We start from the raw sequence: 20,048 nt of genomic DNA, 5'->3' as shown, positions 1-20,048 counted from the left end.
GCAGTTGTTGATTTAGGACCTCTGCAAAGCATACATATTATAGGAAGTCATATAGTTATTATTTTTTACACATTCATACGTATTTAGCCGTTACGAAGTTGAATGATGCCTTGTTTGAATCTATTAATACCTTCCTCTATTTCTTTCATAGTTAAATTTCCGTAACCTAATATTATTTTATTTTTATGTTTTCCTTTTTCGATAGTATGTAGTTCTACCGGATAAACTTGCACATTATATTTTTTAGATAGCTCTTGGATGATTCGTGCTGAAAATTCTACATTTTGAAATTCAGCTACTAAATGTAATCCTGTGGAGTCACCTAAAATTTTTACTTTCTTTCCAAATTCTTTTGTTAAACATTTTTTAATATGATCTCGACGGCTTTTATAAATTTTCTTCATTTTTCTAATATGTCGTTCTAAATGTCCTTCATCTATGAAACGTGCAATAGTAAGTTGTTGTAATGTTGGTGTATGAAGGTCCATGAACCATTTTAAATTTCTACAACTTTTTGCTAAAGATAGAGGGAGAATTAAGTACCCTAATCTAAGGGCGGGTGACAATATTTTACTAAATGTTCCAATGTAAATAACTTTATCTGGATCGAGTCCTTGTAATGAGTGAACTGGACCTCCTTGATACCGAAATTCACTGTCATAATCATCTTCTACAATAAAGCAGTTTACTTTTCTAGCATATTGAATTAGCTGAATTCTCCTTTGAATCGATAAAGTCCCTCCAATAGGGAATTGGTGTGACGGTGTTACAAAAATGAAGCTAGGTTTTTTCTTTGATGGAAGATAATCGGTTTTTATTCCATGCTCATCTACTGGTATGGGGTATAATGTTGATCCGGGAGTAGTAAAAATAGTTTGTATTTCATGTGTAATCGGGTCTTCAATTAGTACTTCGTCGCCTTCAGATAGCAATAAATCTGCAATAAGTGATAAAGCTTGGGTTGCTCCAGAAGTAATCACTAATTGATCGGGATGACAATGAACTCCCCTTGTCCTTTTTAAATAACGAGCAAGTATGTGACGCAATTCCACCCTTCCTTCGGGACTATCATAACCGAACACAGAGTTGGAAGTATCTTCACATATTTGTTTGGAAATTTTCCCCCATATATTTCTCGGAAACATATCTAATGAAGGGATACCTGGGCGAAAGTCAATAAGATTCGTCGTTTCTTCTTTTGCTTCATGCATGTCCAAAAAAGACGGTGTGTGAGATTTCTCCGTCAAATGTAAAGTTGCTCCCTCTGCCACATACGTACCTGAACCTTGTTTTCCTTCTATATAACCTTCCGTAAATAGTTGTTCATATGCTTCTAGTATGACATTTCTGGATATTCCTAAGTTAGAAGATAGTTCACGTGTAGACGGTAGACGTTCGCCGGCTGTAAGTTCTCCTTGTAATATGTTCTTACGAATTTGTTCATACACTTGATGAATTAAAGGCATTTCAATCGTTTTATCAATTTGTATCCACAATATGATTTTCACCTTCTTTCAAAGTGGTACTATAAAATTATGTTATAAATGGTACTTATAAAAACCATTTTATCATGGTAGATTGTGAATATAAATATGAACTTTATGTTGTAGGAAATAATATTAAAATGAAATGGTGGGATTCAAATGAATGTAACGAAAGAAGAGAAGCAATTTGCCGAAGCATTGAAATCCGTATCTAGAAATTTACATATTAAAGAATATATCCAGCAATCCTCTGAACTTTATCCTTTGTTTCAAAGAGCAGCTAAACGATTTGTAACGGGGGAAGCAAAAAAAGATGGAATTGCTATTGGCCAGAAGCTTACAGATTTGGGATACCGTATTTCCCTTGAGTTTATTGGTGAAAATACGATGAGTAGGGAGATGTGTGTACAAGCAAAAAATGAATTTTTGGCATTAATTCGAGAGTGCGGAAAACAAGGATTACGTACACGGATTTCTTTTGATTTGTCGCATATTGGGTTAGTCATCGATCCAGAATTTGCTTTGCAAAATTTATTAGAAATGGCGAAAGAAGCAAATGAATATGGTTTATCACTCATGATTAGTGCTGAGGAGTCTAATAAGGTCGAACGGGTTTTATCCGTCTATAAAAAAGCTGTATCTCAATATGAAAATATAGGTGTAACCATTCAAGCACAATTATATCGTTCATTAGAGGACCTTAAAGAATTGCTAAATTATCCTGGCACCATTCGTATAGTGAAAGGTGCGTTTCAAGAACCGGCAGATATTTGTATACCACGCTCTAATACTTTAAATGAACGTTATCTTGAGTTAGTTGCTTTATGTGTACGTGCGAATCATGCTGTTTCCATTGCTACACACGACGAGACAATATATAAAAGAATAATCGAACAGGACTATTTTACAAAGCCATATGTAGAAGCGGAAATGCTCTATGGTGTACGCCCTGATCTTTGTAACGAGCTTAAAAGTGAAAAACGACCAGTTCGAGTTTATTTAACATATGGAAATGAATGGTATTTGTATTTCACCCATAGAGTTGCAGAATATCCCCCGAACATTTATATTGCAGTGAGAGATATGATTGAAGGAGCGGAAAATACTTTTGAATACTACTAAATATGGTGACAGTTTTTAATAAGTATATATAATGACCATAACTACCAATAGCAACTTCCTTCAAGCGATTATGGGAAAAGGGTTCAAAAGTGTCGGGGTTTGAGATTGTAATTAAACAATAATTATTCCGTCTGTTTTATTTCAAAATAATCGTGAAAAAACGTGAAAAACCTACTTTTTTTATTGACAAAAAAATGTTTGTTTTATATGATAGAGGTTGCACATAAATAACATGAAACATACACACACATTTAGAAGGTTATTGTATTTCACACACACACTTAAAAGTATGATAATTTATTCTAAAACATTCGATTTTAAATGAGCAGACCACATTTGTGCGAAATAATGTGGCGATATAAAATAAAATATAGTGCAAAGGAGAGATATTCATGAGACGTGGTCGTCCAAGACGTCGTAAAGTGTGTTATTTCACAGCAAACGGAATTACACATATCGACTATAAAGATGTTGAGTTATTAAAGAAATTCATTTCTGAACGTGGTAAAATTTTACCTCGTCGTGTAACTGGTACATCAGCTAAATACCAAAGAAAATTAACTATCGCAATTAAGCGTGCACGCGCTATGGCTTTACTTCCATACGTGAGCGAATAATAAAGAAACGGTTGCCTATTATGTAGGACAACCGTTTTTTTTTGTTCTCTTTACAACTTAATTATGGTAGATTCATTTTCATCTACTAATTTCTGCATTCTAAAAAGCACGAACTTCTCCATCGATTCGGTCTGGATTTTATTTTCTCCTTTTCGGATAAATCATTATAATTTTTATCATGACAAACGTCATATAAACGAGTGCTATAAAGACAAATAGAAACGTCAATGGATAAAAAAACGACAAAATGGTGAATACAAACACGGGAATAGTAATCGCAAAAGCAGACATCTTCCACATGATTGCATATGTTAATTTGCGATCTAATATACGTGCTGTAATCGTCATGATATAAGCAAATAAAGATAATCCGGTAAAAACAAGCACGAGCAGTACTAAATAATAGAATATAAAAAAGTAAATAAGTTTAAAAAACAATTGGATTTGTACACCATATTCTGCCATCGTAATTTGGTCGACTAAGGCAGGTATGGATGCGATTGCTAATATAATAAATAAATAGATAACGGTTATATCCATTCCGATTCGGTTTAGTGCAAATGTATCTTTTTTCTTCGGTAACTTCAAACTATGATTACAAGCTTTTATAAATACATTCATCGATATTCTTCCTTTATGAAAAGTTATTCGTAAAATACTATATCACGTATTATACTTTACATACAGAAATAGCTTCCCATTGCATAGTTCCAAAAAGAAAAACATGTCAAAATCTGCTATGATAATAGGAAGTGATGATGTTTAAATTTCTATAAAAAATATAGAAATGTTGTCTGGATATCATCAAAAAGCTTTACGGATAAAAATGAAGAGGTGTTGTATGAATAAATCAAATAAATTAACAGAAGGAGCATTATTGACGGCGGTATATATCGTCATTTTATTGTTTTTTGTTTTCGTACCGCTCGTTGGACCAATTGGTATCTTTTTGTTACCAATTCCATTCGTCTTATATACAGAAAGATATGGAGCAAAATCAGGTTTTTTAATGCTTATTGGAGCATTAATTTTAAGTGTTATATTTGCAACGATTATCGCACTACCGATTACGTTGTTTATAGGTATTGGTGGTATCGTTATTGGTGCTGCGATGAAACGAGGATTAAGACCATATGAGATATGGGCTCAAGGGACGTTAGGTTTTATTATCGGCATTCTATTGTTGTTTGCCTTTGCACAAGTCGTTTTAAATATAAATATATATGAACAATTTGATGCAGCGCAAAAAGATTCCCTTGAAATGATGCAATCTATGGCGAATCAATTCGGGATTGTTGGTAATGATCTACAAACCGTGTTGGAACAGACGAAGGAACAATTAAATATGATGAAAGATTTAATTCCAGCGATGATTGCGATTATGGCTATCTTTTTAGCTCTCATTACACAATGGTTATCGTATAAAGTAATTAATCGATTACGTAGGGGAACATACCATTTCCCACCGTTTCATCAATTTAATTTACCGACAGTCATTTTATGGTTTTATTTATTAGCACTTATCGTTAGTCTTTTAGTAGAACAAAGTAGTTCATTAGGAATTATTACGTTTAATATGATTACGTTAGGTTCTGTCTTGCTAACGATTCAAGGAATATCGTTCATCTTCTTTTTCGCCTATATAAAGAAATTCTCCAAAGTAGCACCAGTTATTGTTGTTATTTTGACAGTTATTTTACCATTTATCATGATGTTTATCATGCGATTTATTGGTATACTTGATTTAGGATTATCGATGAAAAAGAGAATGGCGGAATCGAATAAAAAGTGAACGTATAGGGGTTGAACGAATTGAAGCGTTTTGAATTAAAAGATAAAATACGTCACTCGATGTGGGCGATTTTAGTTTTTACAATCATCATATTACTGATTCTATTTTATTATAATTGGATCATCGGAATTGTGATGACGGTGCTCGCTGCCATCGTTTATTTTATGGCGAAAAGAGAACAGGAACAGTTGGATCAATTATATCGATCACATATGAATCAGCTTAGTTATCAAGTAGAGCAATCTGGAAGGGCAACTTTTTTACAAATGCCAATTGGAATCATTATTTATAATGATGATTTCGATATTAAATGGGCAAATCCTTATATGGAAACATTATGTAAAGAAGAAAACTTAATCGGCCAGTCTTTGCATATTTTTGGAGAGTCGCTTATTCATAAAATAAATGAAAAAGAAATGGAGACGATGCTAACAATTGATCCGTATGAAGTACATGTAAAAATTGCTTCAGATGGGCAAACATTGTACTTCTTTGATCGTACGGAGGAAAAAGCGTTAGAGAGGCGTTACGACGATGGATTGTTAGTGCTTGCAAATATATATTTAGATAATTATGAAGAAATCTCTCGTAATATGGATGATAGTTTAAAAAGTCGCCTAAACTCACTTATAACAGAAACCTTAAACCGTTGGGCTGCGAAACATAAATTTTATATAAAACGAACATCTCAAGAACGTTTTATTGCAGTATTAACGAAAAAAGGGTTACATGCATTAGAGGAAACAAATTTTGATATATTAGATGAAATTCGAGAAGTGCGTGCAGAGGAAGGGCAACAAAATCCAATTACAATCAGTATTGGTGTTGGAACAGGACATATGCTTATTCCTGAATTAGCACGACTTGCACAGTCGAGTTTAGATTTAGCACTAGGCCGTGGTGGGGACCAAGTTGCGGTTCGTGATGAGTCTGGAAAAGTACGTTTTTATGGTGGAAAAACGAATCCAATGGAAAAACGTACACGAGTGAGGGCACGCGTTATTTCTCACGCATTGAAGGACCTTGTGGAACAAAGTGATAATGTTATCATTATGGGTCATAAATCACCTGATATGGATTCATTAGGGGCAACGATAGGTGTATTAAATATCGCACAGTCTAATGGCGTACCAGGGTATATTGTGTACGACGAAAATGATGTAACGACAGGGATTGAAAAAGTAGTAGATGAAGTAAAGAAAGAAGAGAATTTATGGAAGTTTTTCATTGGGCCCGAAGAAGCGGAAGCTATTTGTACAGATAAAAGTTTAGTCGTCGTTGTCGATACGCACAGGCCATCGTTAACAGCTCATGAGAAGCTACTTCGTATGGCACATTATATTGTCGTTATAGACCACCATAGGCGTGGTGAGGAGTTTGTAGATCAACCGACTCTCGTCTATATGGAACCATACGCGTCATCGACTGCCGAACTAGTAACAGAGTTGATTGAATATCAACCGAAAAAGAAAAAGTTAACAGCACTTGAAGCTACGGCAATGCTTGCAGGAATTATTGTCGATACGAAAAGCTTTGCCCTTCGAACAGGTTCACGTACATTTGATGCGGCATCATATTTACGTTCAAAAGGCGCAGATCCTGTATTAATTCAGCGGTTCCTAAAGGAAGACTTAGCAACTTTACGAAAACGAAATGAGTTAATTGAAAAGGCAACCGTGATTCATGATACAATAGCAATAAGTAAAGCAGATGCTGAAAAAACATACGGACAAATCGTCATCGCACAAGCCGCGGATACACTTTTAACAGTAGATAGTGTGACCGCATCATTCGTTATTGCACGAATTAACGAAGATACGATTGCCATTAGTGCACGTTCGTTAGGGGATGTGAATGTTCAGCTTATGATGGAAGCGATGGATGGTGGTGGTCATTTAACAAATGCCGCTACTCAAATTGAAGGTATGTCCATTGATGAAGTAGAAGAGAAATTATTAGCAGTAATAAATGATCATATGGAAGGGAGAACATAAACGATGAAAGTAATTTTCTTACAAGATGTAAAAGGTAAAGGGAAAAAAGGCGAAGTGAAAGATGTACCAGTAGGATATGCGAATAACTTCCTTTTAAAAAATAAATTAGCAGAAGAGGCGACACCAGGAAATTTAAAGAAATTAAAAGCACAAGAAAATAAAAAGGCACAAATCGAAGCTGAAGAAAAACAAGAAGCGGAACAATTAAAAGCAACATTAGAAAAAGTAACAGTAGTCATTAAAGCAAAAGCCGGAGATGGTGGTCGTTTATTCGGGTCTATTACGAGCAAACAAATCGCCGAAGCATTAAAGAAAGATCACAAAATTACAGTAGATCGTAGAAAAATCGATTTACAAGATCCGATTCGTGCTTTAGGACATACGAATGTACCGGTGAAGTTACATAGTGATGTAACAGGTACGATTCAAGTACATGTACAAGAACAATAGATGATGGCAAATAGGGACATAATAAAGTGATTATATGATAGACTACTCACATTATGTCCCGATTTTTTTGTAAAGAAAGGTGGACAAAGTGATGGAACAACATGGTAGAACCCCACCACATAATATAGAAGCAGAACAAGCAGTAATAGGTGCTGTTTTTTTAGAGGCAGAAGCTTTTTCAACAGCTGCTGAGCGACTTACATCCAAAGACTTTTTTCGAGCGAGTCACCAAGTTATTTTTCAAGCGATGTATGAGTTATTTGAAAAAGGAGAGCCAATTGATTTAGTCTCGGTAACAATATTGCTTACAAATAAAGGTGAGATCGATGTTGCAGGGGGAGCAGTTTATTTAACAGAAGTCGCTGAATCTGTTCCGACAGCTGCGAATATTGATTATTATGCTCGTATCGTTGAGGAGAAAGCATTATTACGTCGCTTAATTAAAACAGCGACAGATATTGTGACGGAGAGCTTTGATAAAGAAGATTCGGTTGAATCGGTATTAGATACAGCAGAAAAAAGTATTTTAGAAGTAGCGAACAAAAAGAATACAGGTGCGTTCAAACCGATTAAAGATGTCCTGATTAACGTATATGAAAATATTGAACAATTACATCATCAAGAAGATGAAGTTACTGGAATTCCTACAGGATTTACTGATTTAGATCGAATGACAGCGGGATTCCAGCGAAATGATTTAATTATCGTAGCTGCTCGTCCATCTGTTGGGAAGACGGCATTCGCTTTAAATATTGCCCAAAATGTGGCCGTTCGTGCAAATGAAAATGTGGCGATTTTTAGTTTAGAGATGGGTGCAGAACAGCTTGTCCAACGTATGTTATGTGCGGAAGGGAATATTGACTCACAACGTTTGCGAACAGGGAAGTTAGAGCAAGAAGATTGGGGCAAACTAACGATGGCGATGGGAAGTTTGTCACATGCAGGTATATATATTGATGACACACCAGGTGTACGTGTGACAGATATTCGTTCCAAATGTCGTAGGTTAAAACAAGAACATGGTTTAGGGATGATTATCATCGATTATTTACAACTAATCCAAGGTAGCGAAGGTTCTCAAGAAAATAGGCAACAAGAAGTATCGGAAATTTCTCGTTCTTTAAAAGGACTTGCAAGGGAACTAGAAGTTCCACTAATTGCATTATCGCAGTTATCCCGTGGAGTAGAATCGCGTCAAGATAAACGCCCGATGATGTCAGACTTACGTGAATCGGGGAGTATTGAGCAAGATGCGGATATCGTTGGCTTCTTATACCGTGATGACTATTATGATAAAGAATCTGAACAACAAAATATTATTGAAATCATTTTAGCGAAGCAGCGTAATGGTCCAACAGGAACGGTAGAACTTGCTTTCGTAAAGGAATATAATAAGTTCGTTGATTTAGATCGACGGTACGACGAAAGTAGTGTACCACCGCCAATTCCTGTCTAAAGTTCAACTTTTCGTTTATTAGGTAGCTATTTTCATCAAAAAGTTGAACAAATCCGAACAATTATAATAAAAACCCAATAAATGTTCGACTTTTTATTGACTTGTTATAGAAATATTGTTAAACTTACAGATGGATTTAATGGAAAAATTAAAATGAAATTATAAATTATTAGCGGAGGTGCACGATGTCCTCAGTAGTTGTAGTAGGTACGCAGTGGGGCGATGAAGGGAAAGGGAAAATTACAGATTACCTTTCACAAAACGCAGAAGTAGTTGCTCGTTATCAAGGTGGAAATAACGCAGGTCATACGATTGTATTTGGTGGGGTAACATACAAGTTACACTTAATCCCATCTGGAATTTTTTTCTCTGACAAAGTTAGTGTATTAGGGAATGGAATGGTTATTGATCCGAAGGCTTTCATGGAAGAAATTGAATATCTTCATGGTAAAGGTATTTCTACTGATAACTTAAAAGTAAGCAATCGTGCTCATGTTATTTTACCATATCATTTAAAATTAGATATTTTACAAGAAGAAGATAAAGGTGCAAACAAAATCGGTACGACGAAAAAAGGTATCGGTCCAGCATATATGGATAAAGCTGCACGTAGCGGTATTCGTATCGCAGATTTATTAGATAAAGAAGTGTTCCGTGCTAAATTGGAACAAAACTTAGCCGAGAAAAACCGTTTATTTGAGAAGTTTTATGAAGCAGATCCAATTGATGTAGAAGATATTTTCGAAGAGTATTACGAATATGGTCAGCAAATGGCGAAATTTGTTTGTGATACATCTGTCGTGTTAAATGATGCATTAGATAACGGAAAGCGAGTGCTTTTCGAAGGTGCGCAAGGTGTTATGTTAGACATTGACCAAGGAACATACCCGTTCGTTACATCTTCTAACCCAGTTGCGGGTGGAGTGACGATTGGTTCTGGTGTTGGTCCGTCAAAAATATCTACGGTTGTAGGAGTCTCTAAGGCTTATACGACACGTGTTGGGGATGGTCCATTCCCGACTGAATTAACAGATGAGATTGGAGATCAAATTCGTGAAGTAGGTCGCGAATATGGTACGACAACAGGCCGTCCACGTCGTGTTGGTTGGTTTGATAGTGTGGTTGTTCGTCACGCTCGTCGTGTGAGTGGTATTACAGATTTATCTTTAAACTCATTAGATGTTTTAACTGGTATTGAAACATTAAAAATTTGTGTTGCATACAAATACAAAGGTGAGATTATGGATGAATTCCCTGCTAGCCTAAATATGTTAGCAGAATGTGAGCCTGTATATGAAGAGCTACCAGGTTGGACAGAAGATATTACAGGAGTACGTTCTATTCATGATTTACCGACAAATGCGCGTAATTATTTAGAACGAGTTGCTCAGTTATCTGAGATTCCTTTATCTATTTTCTCTGTCGGTCCTGACCGTACGCAAACAAATGTAGTTCGTAGCGTATATCGTTAATATATTTTACGGTGGTATTTATCTTAATAGATAAATACCACTTTTTTGTGTGTTGTTAAAAATGTCTCCTGTCGTGATCAGATTCAACCATCATCTCTTATAACAGAGGGAATGCAGGTCGAAGTTGCAAGAATATGGTGTGAAGTTGCAAGAATGCGGTGTGAAGTTGCAAGAATGTGGCTCGAAGTTGCAAGAATATGGTGTGAAGTTGCAAGAATATGGCTTGAAGTTGCAAGAATATGGTGTGAAGTTGCAAGAATGCAGGTCGAAGTTGCAAGAATGCAGGTCGAAGTTGCAAGAATATGGCCCAAAGTTGCAAGAATATGGCCCAAAGTTGCAAGAATGCGGCTTGAAGTTGCAAGAATGTGGCCCGAAGTTGCAAGAATGTAGGTCGAAGTTGCAAGAATGCGGCTCAAAGTTGCAAGAATGTGGCTTGAAGTTGCAAGAATGCAACCCCAAGCCCGCAAAAACGCAACCATAAAGCCTAATCACCTTTTCCACAAATAGCAAGAAGAGATTTTTAAAGAATTCATGCGTGGATGTGGTGCATAAGGGGCCATTCAGTGAGCTATTTAGGCTCAGGCCGGTCACAAAGGCTTTCAGCTGCAAATCAAATCACCATTTCACACTAGTGGTTTTGATTTGTATTGTAGGACTTCCACCTATTGCCAATTTTTTTGTGTAAATTGTTTTATTCATAACTTTATAAGTAGGAATAAAGACAATTCCCTTAAAATACGTTAAAATATAAGGATAGATAAAAATAAAAAGACTCATATTATATGTGGATATAAATAAAAACATTAAAAGGAGTGGCTTATGGTGGCCTTAAAAATATTAGTTGTAGATGACGAAAAACCAATTGCAGATATATTGAAATTTAATTTAGTGAAGGAAGGGTATGAAGTAGTTCTTGCGCATGATGGTGATACGGCGATTGAACTTGCGGAATCAGAGGATCCGGATTTAATTTTACTTGATATTATGTTACCGGGAAAAGATGGAAATGAAGTGTGTCGCGAAATAAGAAAAACGAAGACGATGCCGATTATTATGTTAACAGCAAAAGATTCTGAAATTGATAAAGTACTTGGTCTTGAATTAGGTGCAGATGACTATGTGACAAAACCTTTCAGTAACCGAGAATTAATCGCACGTGTGAAAGCAAACTTACGTAGACAACAAGCAGTACAAGAAGATGCACAAGTGCAACAGAAAAAGGATATTGAAATAGGTAATTTAAAAATTCATCCAGATGCATATAGTGTATCACGTAATGGAGAACACGTTGATTTAACACATCGTGAATTTGAGTTATTTTATTATTTAGCAAGACATATTGGTCAAGTGATGACGAGAGAACATCTTCTCGAAACAGTATGGGGATATGATTATTTTGGGGACGTAAGAACAGTGGACGTTACAATTAGAAGATTACGAGAGAAAATTGAAGAAGATCCGAGTAATCCGAATTGGATTGTCACAAGAAGAGGAGTAGGCTATTATTTACGCAACCCTGAAGAGGAGTAAATGATATGAAAAAAGTCGGTTTTTTTCGATCGATTCAATTAAAATTTATTATTATTTATATTTTGTTGTTAGTGATCGCTGTACAAGTGATTGGTTCTTATGTTGCACGTGAACTAGAGGCAGAATTACTTGATAACTTTAAAGAAGCAACAAATGACCGTATCGATTTGCTAAGCTACAATGTGGAACAAGCTTTTAATAAACAACGTACAGATGATCCTGAGGAACCGACATTACAAGAGGAAATTCAGGAAATTACGATTGATGTCGATCGAACTGGTGCGATGATTCAAGTGATGAATAACCAAGGACGTGTACTCGGGACGAATGATTATACTAATACACAAATCATTGGTAAAAAAATTACCGAGGATACGGTCCAACGTGCGATTAAGTTTAATACATCGATCGATAATACGTCTTTAAACGTAAATACAGGGGAACGGGTACTAGTGCGAGTAGAACCTGTTGTCGATGATAATAACAATGTACAAGGGGTTATTTATTTAGAAACATCGCTGGAAAGTGTATATGGTCAGTTACAAAAAATAAATGAAATTTTTCTAAAAGGATCTGTCATTGCATTAATCGTTTCTGTTTTACTAGGAATCTTAGTAGCACGTGCTATTACGAAGCCAATTTTAGAAATGCGTCAGCAAGCACAGACGATGGCTCGTGGAGATTTCTCACAAAAAGTAGAAGTGTATGGAACAGACGAAATAAGTCAGTTAGCTGTCACATTTAACCACTTAAATGACCGTTTAAAACATTATATGGGTCAAATTGAAAATGAGCAGCGTAAATTGGAGTCCGTACTCGAAAACATGACAGATGGTGTAATTGCAACAGATAGTAAAGGAGAAATTACGTTAATAAATGAAGCAGCTGGACGACTATTTAATGAAAACCCAATGCATTTATTAAATAAAGATCTATTAGCTTTATTAGAGTTGGAAGAAAGGGTAGAAGATATCATCCAGCTACAACAAAGTGGGACACTCGTTCTCGATTATAGTCGAGAAGAGGAAACACATTACGTTCGAGCGAATTTCTCTACACTTTATGATGATAGCAGTGAACAAAAGGCTACAGGAATCATTACCGTATTAAGTGATGTAACCGAAGAGGAAAAAATTGAACAAGAACGTCGTGAATTCGTATCAAACGTTTCACATGAATTACGTACACCATTAACGACACTACGCAGTTATTTAGAAGCTTTAACAGATGGTGCGTGGGAAGATCCAGAAATTGCGCCGAAGTTTTTAGAAGTGATTCAAAATGAAACAGAACGAATGATTCGCATGGTAAATAGTTTATTACAGTTATCAAAAATTGATAGTAAGGAACAGCCATTGATGCGTGAAGTTGTCGACTTTCCAAAGTTTTTCCATCATATTATCGATCGTTTTGAAATGAATGTAAAAGATGGAAATATTACGTTCAAACGGGTGATTCCAGATGAATCTTATTTTGTGTACATTGATAAAGATAAAATGACACAAGTGTTAGATAATATTATTTCTAATGCGGTGAAATATTCTCCAGATGGTGGGCGTATTACGTGTCGCGTTCAAAAAGATATTCGTCAAATTATCGTTAGTATACAAGATGAAGGAATTGGAATTGAATACGAAAAATTAGATAAAATTTTTGACCGTTTTTACCGTGTGGATAAAGCTCGTACACGTCAACTTGGTGGTACAGGTTTAGGATTAGCTATTACACGTGAATTAGTCGAATCACATTATGGACGAATTTGGGCAAATAGTAAAGAAGGAAAAGGAACGACAATTCACTTTACATTACCGCTCAACAATAAGCGGAGGAGACAACAATGAGTTACGAAACAGTTAAATCATTTATTTTAGTCGTCTTAATCGCTATTAGCTTTTTGTTATCTTTCATCTTATGGAGTTATCAACCAAATTATGATTATTTATATAGTGCCGATTATGTCAATGAGGTCGATATTGGTGGAGATGAGAGAGGGAAAAACGAATTATTAAAACCGAATAAAATCATTCTCAGAGAGGGAGAAGAAGCGACTGGATTTTATGATATGGTGGAACAACAGCAATTATTCCAGTCCATCAAATCTTGGGAGCTTTCTGATTATAAAATAAAAGAAGTGGAAGGACGTCCAAATAATAAAAATTATGTAGAGCTCATCTTTCCACCGAAAACACCAGTGGAACTCGTTTCAACGATTTTCACATTTCGCGAAACACCAGAGTTACCGAACTGGACCTTTTCAAGAATGTTTTTACGAATGAACGAAGAATCAAATACATTAAAATTGGGAATTTTATCTGATGACCAAACGAAGATGATGGAAGCAACCATTGATAAAACAGATGCTTACGACATTATTCAATCATCTTTCTCTAATGAAGAAGCATTAGCATCATTCGTAACATTAGAAGAAGGCGATCATGTCATTTATGTGAAGTCAGGTCCCGTACAACTGAAGGAAAAAACATTTGTGGCAAGTAAAATTAAACCTGATTTATTCATTAATGCGCTATTTACTAACCCGAATTTAGTGACACAAAATATGAAGGAAGCATATTTTACAGATGGACAAAGAGGTATGCGAATCGTTCAAGATGGGAGATTGCTACAGTTTATTAACCCATTACAAGAAAAATTCGAGCATTCCAGTGCATTGGAATTACTTGAAAAAAGTGTGAACAATATTAATGAACATAAAGGATGGACGAATAATTACTATATAGAAAGTATTCGACCGGACGTTTCAAATATTCGTTACCGTCTGCATTATGCCGGATATCCTGTGTATAATTATGGCAATTTAACCATTATCGAACAATCGTGGCGGGAACAAGATTTACATGAATACAATCGTCCGCTCGTTCGTATCGGTAACTTATTAAATGCTCGTGATATTGAACTTATTTCTGGAGAAGAATTGATTGCCTATCTACAAACCGATAATGAAATGGAACTAGATAAAATTGAAGACATCGAACTCGGTTATATGTTAAATTTCTTAGAGGATGATCATAGTTTGACATTGGAACCACAATGGTCTATTTATTATGAAGGACAGTGGACAAGGTTTAATGTAGCTGAATATGAACGACAAAGAGGAGGGGATTTATAATGCATTGGGGACAAATTAAGACGTTATTAATCCTCAGCTTCCTCATTTTAGATATTTACTTATTTATGCAATTTTTAGAGAAAAAGGAAGTTGCAGATATTGGTGTAATCGAACATGAACCATCAACGATTGAAGAACAGTTGAATGGAGAGTCGATTACGATAAAAGAATTGCCGGATCAGGAATATGAAGAAACATATATTTCACTGAAACAGCATTTATTTACGAAAGATGAGTTAAAAGGTTTATCGAATGTGCCGAAACAAGAATCATTTATATTGAATCAAAATATGGTCGTTTCCATTTTAGATAAAGCAATCGCATTACCGAGTAAGAAAACAGATGAGAATATGGATGATTTTTTAACATCTTTTGCGTACTATGGAGAAGAATATACATTTTGGGAAAGAAATGAAGAAAAAAATGTCCTAGTTTATTTTCAAAATAAATTAGATCGTACGATTTATTATAATGATAAAGGGATTATTTTAGTCTTTTTAAATGATGATAATGAAGCGACACATTATATTCAAACGATGTTAGGAGAAGAAGAGACAGTCGCTGAAAAGCGTAAACTTATTACGCCAATGCGTGCCATTGAAACATTGTATAATGCAAATGCGTTATTTGCCGGGGATGAAATTACCCGCGTAAACATTGGATTCCATACGAGAGTTCCATTTGAAAGTGATGTACAAGTATTTGTACCGATATGGAAAATTACGGTTAATGAAGATCATAATTATTTTGTGAACGCTATTGAAGGATTTATTTTCTCTACAGATGAGGAAGAATTTTTTGATGAAGTTACAACAACGATGATGAAAAGACTTGATATTCAAAAAGGACAGAACAAGAAATTAGAAGAAATTTTGCAAGATATAGAGGTAAGAAAAGGAATACGATGAGGTGAATAGAGAGATGACTTTACGCTTTAGCGTACTCGCATCAGGTAGTACAGGAAATGCCTTTTATATTGAATCGAATAAAACGAGATTGCTTATCGATGCAGGGTTGAGTGGGAAACAAATTGATCGTCTATTTCACGAAGTAGATTTAGACCCGAATCAATTAGATGGCATTTTAGTGACACATGAACATAGTGATCATATAAAAGGATTAGGAATTGTCGCACGAAAATATAATTTACCTATTTACGCAAATGAAAAAACATGGAATGCGATGGAGCACCAACTCGGAAAGTTAACGACAGACCAGAAATTTCATTTTGCAGCAAATAGTGTGAAAACATTTGCAGATATGGACGTTGAGTCATTTTCAGTTTCACATGATGCGGCAGATCCGATGTTTTTTACATTCCGTCATAACGATAAAAAGGTCGCACTAGTGACAGATTTAGGGTACGTATCGGAAAGAATTAAAGATACGATTAAAGGTGCAGATGCTTATGTGTTTGAGTCGAATCATGATGTGAGCATGTTACAGATGGGTAGCTATCCATGGAGTGTCAAACAACGTATTTTAGGTGATTCCGGACACGTAAGCAATGAAGATTGTGGATTGGCACTATGTGATGTAATTGATCATAATACGAAACGTGTATACTTAGCCCATTTAAGTAAAGATAATAATATGAAAGACTTAGCAAGAATGTCGGTAGATCAAGTGTTGCGTGAACGTGGCATTGAAATGAATTTATTTGATACGGATCCAAACTTTCCAACACCAGTCTATGAAGTAATTTAAATAATTTAGACATATGTTTTCATTATTTGTAAAACATATAAAGATATAGCTTCTATTAGAATGAGAGGAGTTATTCAAATGAATGAAGACAATGAGAAGCATGTGGTAGATGAGCAGGAGCACGATAAAAAAGAACAGGATAGAAACGATACAGCACAAACACCTCCAGGACATAAACAAGAGGAAGAAGTTTGTGTTGCAAAGATGGAACCGGAAAATCCGCCCAAGAAAAAGGCGAACGGTTGGCTCATGCCGATTTTAATCGGTTTAGGGGTAGGGATTTTACTATTGCTCGTCATTTATCCGAATTTTACAGATGAAAATCGAGATATTAATGATGACATATTGAATGAAGATAGTGAAGGAAACGAAACACCCTCTACACCAAGCAAGGTAGAAAAAGTAAATGTGGATGTGACAACACAAGTGACAGACATTGTTGAAAATGTCTCCCATGCAGTTGTCGGTGTAACAAATTTACAGTCACGAATGGATTTTTGGGAAGAAGCAGAATCAGATGAAGCTGGAACTGGTTCAGGTGTTATTTTTAAAAAAGATAAAAAATATGCTTATATTGTAACGAACCACCATGTCGTCGAAGGTGCCGACACGGTGGAAGTCGTCTTAAATGATGAATCAACGATAGAAGCAAAGCTCCTCGGAACGGATTTGTTTACTGATTTGGCAGTCCTACGTGTCGGTGCAGATGAGGTGGGAGAACCGATTGAATTAGGTGTGTCCGAAAATGTAAAGGTTGGTGAACCTGTCATCGCTATAGGAAATCCGTTAGGCCTCATGTTTGCTGGTTCTGTTACACAAGGGATTATTAGTGGGAAACAGCGAACGATTCCACAAGACTTTAACCAAGATGGGCAACCAGATTGGCAAGCTGAAGTACTTCAAACAGATGCTGCAATTAACCCTGGAAACAGTGGTGGTGCTCTTATTAATATGTCAGGTCAACTGATTGGCATTAACTCGATGAAAATTAGTCAAAATATTGCACAAGGAATTGGATTTGCCATTCCAATCGATATTGCAGAACCAATCATGGCTGAATTAGAAACAGATGGAACGGTAACGCGTGCATATTTAGGAGTAGAAATATATTCCTTAGAAGAAGTACCACGGTCTGAGTGGACATCGACATTACAACTTCCAGATAATATAGAAGGTGGAATTTATATTTGGAGTATTGAACCACTCTCACCAGCGGATAAAGCAGGTTTAAAACGATTAGATGTCATTACAGAATTCAATGGTGAAAAGGTGTTAAACACACTTGATTTAAGACGAATTTTATATAATGAATTAGAAATCGGTGACGAAGTTTCGATCGTTTATTACCGTGATGGAGAAAAACATAAGGTAAATATTACATTAACAGAGCAACCATAAACAAAGTTTAAGCTGGCAGGTCCATTTTGGCGCTGCCAGCTTTTTCTATAGGAGGAATGAAATGATGCAAGAAATTTGTCCACTATGTGCAAAACAAAATAAATGTGAAGCGGAATTATCCACATGTTGGTGTATGCAAATAACATTGTCTGAAAAAGTAAAAAAGGCTTTACAATCAATCTCTATTGAAGAGGGTTGTATTTGTAAAGCGTGTTTAAAGCAATTGTCAAATGAAGAAAACTTATCCACAATTTATTCGAATTATTCACAAACAGTGGATAAGTAATACGAACATTCGTTTTCACTACATTATATAGTATAAAAATGGAAAAAATGAACTACATATACGCATTTTTGTGCATATGTGCATAAGTTTGTGGATATTCATTTTTGCTCGTCCCATTCTCTCGCTAACATACTGTATAAAACATGGTCAACATAAGTACCGTAAAGTTTTTCTGCCTCACGAATAATACCTTCTTTTGTAAAACCTAATCTTTCGGGAATTGCCCGACTTCGCTTATTTTCCGTTGCTACTCTAATTTCCATTCGATTAAATGCTAAATGTTCGAACCCATATTGGATAAAGGCAGAAACAGATTGTGTTACGATTCCTTTGCCTTGCATGGATTCAGAAAGCCAGTATCCAATGGAGGCAATTTTATTTACTTGGTCAATTCGGTTAAATCCGATTATTCCGACTAAACTTCCTTCATAAAAAATTCCTGCAACAATTTCTTTAAAATCAATATATGCCTCTAGTGAATTTCGTATAAAAGTTAGCGAATCTTCCTCTGATTGAATGTGATCTAACCATGGCAACCATTCTTTTAAATATTCCCTAGAACTATCTGTAATTTTATATAAATCTCCCGCATATCTTGCGGAAAGAGTTTGCAGGGAGATTTTTTCATTTATTTGTAATTGGAGCATTTATATCACCTCTTTTTATAAATATATATTCGTAATTGTAGCAGATTTTCGATAAAAAGTTGAAATTTCGGAAAATAGCCCATTAAAACTATTCAAATTTTCTAAAGATGAAAAAAAACAAGGTTACTATAAAAACAGATGAAAATGGTAAAGCGAAGGTAGACCGAGAAAAATTACAGAATGGAAAATACGCTGTAACTGATGCAGATGGAAATGAGGTAAGTACAGTTGAAGTTACAGATGATTGTATCGTAAAATTAGACTTTACGGTACCTTCTAGTGATGAATCAGTAGGTGGATTATTACCTAGCACAGCAACACAAGTGTTTAACCTTCTTGCAATCGGATTAGGTATTTTATTTACAGGATTATCAATATTCTTTATCTCAAGGAGAGGGAAAGAAGTATGATTTTGAAACTACCATAAGCTAATATGAGCTTATGGTAGTTTTTTGTGGGTACATTGATTCTTATGTTAATGTATTATTTCTGAAAAATAAAACTTATTTTAACAAAAATGGATTTTCCTTGTTATTTTCATGGTATAATAAACCATATTATTCCAATGAATCGTTCAATAAAATTGTTTGTTTTAAAGGGGGAAGTCTTTTGATAAAAGCAATGATTGTGGATGATGAACAATTAGCATTAGATTATGCGAAAAAAATTATCAGTGGACATAGTGAAATAGAAGTAATAGGTAGTTTTACTGATCCTGTTGCATGTTTAGAGGCTGCAGAAACAGAAGCACCACACATCGCATTTTTAGACATTCAAATGCCTGAAATAAATGGATTAGAAGTCGCTGAACGACTATTAGAAAAAAACCCTAATATGTATATTGTATTTTTGACGGCATACGATATTTTTGCAGTTGAAGCATTTGAATTAGACGCATTAGATTATATTATTAAACCTTTAAAAAAGGATCGACTGCTGGATTGTATAATCAAGTTAGCCACTAAT

20 protein-coding genes are annotated in these 20,048 nt (G+C 35.3%); 17 read left to right on the top strand and 3 right to left on the bottom strand.

Annotated elements, in window-relative coordinates; all coding sequences use genetic code 11:
• Nucleotides 1-83: 83 nt before the first annotated feature.
• Nucleotides 84-1,499 (bottom strand): MocR-like pyridoxine biosynthesis transcription factor PdxR, encoded by a 1,416-nt coding sequence (gene pdxR / locus SPD45_RS10735; RefSeq protein WP_336267814.1) that lies wholly within the window; start codon nucleotides 1,497-1,499, stop codon nucleotides 84-86.
• 144 nt (nucleotides 1,500-1,643) lie between these two features.
• On the opposite strand from pdxR, the gene SPD45_RS10730 reads away from it, so the two are divergent.
• The gene (locus SPD45_RS10730; protein WP_336267752.1) at nucleotides 1,644-2,606 is read left to right on the top strand and encodes a proline dehydrogenase family protein; all 963 of its coding nucleotides are present in this window, start codon (nucleotides 1,644-1,646) and stop codon (nucleotides 2,604-2,606) included.
• Nucleotides 2,607-2,998: 392 nt separating this feature from the next.
• Nucleotides 2,999-3,223 (top strand): 30S ribosomal protein S18, encoded by a 225-nt coding sequence (rpsR, locus tag SPD45_RS10725; protein WP_336267751.1) that lies wholly within the window; start codon nucleotides 2,999-3,001, stop codon nucleotides 3,221-3,223.
• A 138-nt stretch (nucleotides 3,224-3,361) separates the two neighbouring features.
• Here the strand turns inward: rpsR and SPD45_RS10720 are convergent, their stop codons facing one another.
• Nucleotides 3,362-3,844 carry a DUF1189 family protein gene (locus SPD45_RS10720; protein ID WP_336267749.1) on the bottom strand — a complete coding sequence of 161 codons (483 nt, stop codon included), beginning with the start codon at nucleotides 3,842-3,844 and terminating at the stop codon, nucleotides 3,362-3,364.
• Between the two features lie 220 nt (nucleotides 3,845-4,064).
• Here SPD45_RS10720 and SPD45_RS10715 point away from each other — a divergent pair, with 220 nt between their 5' ends.
• The 13 genes from SPD45_RS10715 (at nucleotide 4,065) to SPD45_RS10655 (ending at nucleotide 18,435) form a co-directional block, all read left to right on the top strand.
• Complete coding sequence (locus tag SPD45_RS10715; protein ID WP_336267747.1) at nucleotides 4,065-5,015, top strand: YybS family protein; 951 nt, start codon at nucleotides 4,065-4,067, stop codon at nucleotides 5,013-5,015.
• A gap of 20 nt (nucleotides 5,016-5,035) precedes the next feature.
• Nucleotides 5,036-7,009, top strand: coding sequence for a DHH family phosphoesterase (locus SPD45_RS10710; protein WP_336267746.1), 1,974 nt, complete (start codon nucleotides 5,036-5,038; stop codon nucleotides 7,007-7,009).
• A 3-nt stretch (nucleotides 7,010-7,012) separates the two neighbouring features.
• Nucleotides 7,013-7,459 (top strand): 50S ribosomal protein L9, encoded by a 447-nt coding sequence (gene rplI, locus SPD45_RS10705; protein ID WP_336267744.1) that lies wholly within the window; start codon nucleotides 7,013-7,015, stop codon nucleotides 7,457-7,459.
• 91 nt (nucleotides 7,460-7,550) lie between these two features.
• The gene (gene dnaB / locus SPD45_RS10700; RefSeq protein ID WP_336267743.1) at nucleotides 7,551-8,915 is read left to right on the top strand and encodes a replicative DNA helicase; all 1,365 of its coding nucleotides are present in this window, start codon (nucleotides 7,551-7,553) and stop codon (nucleotides 8,913-8,915) included.
• A gap of 185 nt (nucleotides 8,916-9,100) precedes the next feature.
• Nucleotides 9,101-10,387 (top strand): adenylosuccinate synthase, encoded by a 1,287-nt coding sequence (locus tag SPD45_RS10695; RefSeq protein ID WP_336267742.1) that lies wholly within the window; start codon nucleotides 9,101-9,103, stop codon nucleotides 10,385-10,387.
• Between the two features lie 124 nt (nucleotides 10,388-10,511).
• Nucleotides 10,512-10,868 carry a hypothetical protein gene (locus tag SPD45_RS10690; RefSeq protein ID WP_336267741.1) on the top strand — a complete coding sequence of 119 codons (357 nt, stop codon included), beginning with the start codon at nucleotides 10,512-10,514 and terminating at the stop codon, nucleotides 10,866-10,868.
• Between the two features lie 341 nt (nucleotides 10,869-11,209).
• Nucleotides 11,210-11,917: a response regulator YycF gene (yycF, locus tag SPD45_RS10685; RefSeq protein WP_336267740.1), complete on the top strand. Its 708-nt coding sequence runs from the start codon at nucleotides 11,210-11,212 to the stop codon at nucleotides 11,915-11,917.
• Between the two features lie 5 nt (nucleotides 11,918-11,922).
• Nucleotides 11,923-13,758, top strand: coding sequence for a cell wall metabolism sensor histidine kinase WalK (gene walK, locus SPD45_RS10680; RefSeq protein WP_336267739.1), 1,836 nt, complete (start codon nucleotides 11,923-11,925; stop codon nucleotides 13,756-13,758).
• Complete coding sequence (locus SPD45_RS10675) at nucleotides 13,755-15,044, top strand: YycH family regulatory protein (protein WP_336267738.1); 1,290 nt, start codon at nucleotides 13,755-13,757, stop codon at nucleotides 15,042-15,044. Before walK ends, SPD45_RS10675 begins: the two co-directional genes overlap by 4 nt.
• Nucleotides 15,044-15,952 carry a two-component system regulatory protein YycI gene (locus SPD45_RS10670; RefSeq protein ID WP_336267737.1) on the top strand — a complete coding sequence of 303 codons (909 nt, stop codon included), beginning with the start codon at nucleotides 15,044-15,046 and terminating at the stop codon, nucleotides 15,950-15,952. The genes SPD45_RS10675 and SPD45_RS10670 overlap by 1 nt, the downstream gene beginning before the upstream one ends.
• A gap of 13 nt (nucleotides 15,953-15,965) precedes the next feature.
• Complete coding sequence (locus tag SPD45_RS10665) at nucleotides 15,966-16,751, top strand: MBL fold metallo-hydrolase (RefSeq protein ID WP_336267735.1); 786 nt, start codon at nucleotides 15,966-15,968, stop codon at nucleotides 16,749-16,751.
• 204 nt (nucleotides 16,752-16,955) lie between these two features.
• Nucleotides 16,956-18,149: a S1C family serine protease gene (locus tag SPD45_RS10660; protein WP_336267813.1), complete on the top strand. Its 1,194-nt coding sequence runs from the start codon at nucleotides 16,956-16,958 to the stop codon at nucleotides 18,147-18,149.
• A gap of 61 nt (nucleotides 18,150-18,210) precedes the next feature.
• Nucleotides 18,211-18,435, top strand: coding sequence for a cysteine-rich CWC family protein (locus SPD45_RS10655; protein WP_336267734.1), 225 nt, complete (start codon nucleotides 18,211-18,213; stop codon nucleotides 18,433-18,435).
• Nucleotides 18,436-18,533: 98 nt separating this feature from the next.
• On the opposite strand, the gene SPD45_RS10650 is transcribed toward SPD45_RS10655, so the two are convergent.
• Nucleotides 18,534-19,082 (bottom strand): GNAT family N-acetyltransferase, encoded by a 549-nt coding sequence (locus SPD45_RS10650; protein ID WP_336267732.1) that lies wholly within the window; start codon nucleotides 19,080-19,082, stop codon nucleotides 18,534-18,536.
• A gap of 107 nt (nucleotides 19,083-19,189) precedes the next feature.
• Here SPD45_RS10650 and SPD45_RS10645 point away from each other — a divergent pair, with 107 nt between their 5' ends.
• On the top strand, nucleotides 19,190-19,492 hold the full coding sequence (locus SPD45_RS10645; protein ID WP_336267731.1) for an LPXTG cell wall anchor domain-containing protein: 303 nt from the start codon (nucleotides 19,190-19,192) through the stop codon (nucleotides 19,490-19,492).
• A gap of 199 nt (nucleotides 19,493-19,691) precedes the next feature.
• A partial coding sequence (locus SPD45_RS10640) for a LytR/AlgR family response regulator transcription factor (RefSeq protein ID WP_336267730.1) occupies nucleotides 19,692-20,048 on the top strand: 357 nt, incomplete at its 3' end.

This window comes from Pseudogracilibacillus sp. SO10305 (genome assembly GCF_037072005.1).
Classification (GTDB): Bacteria; Bacillota; Bacilli; order Bacillales; family Amphibacillaceae; genus Pseudogracilibacillus; species Pseudogracilibacillus intestinigallinarum.
Note: the sequence above shows the minus strand (reverse complement) of the source record. Positions and strands in the feature narration are given on the sequence as shown.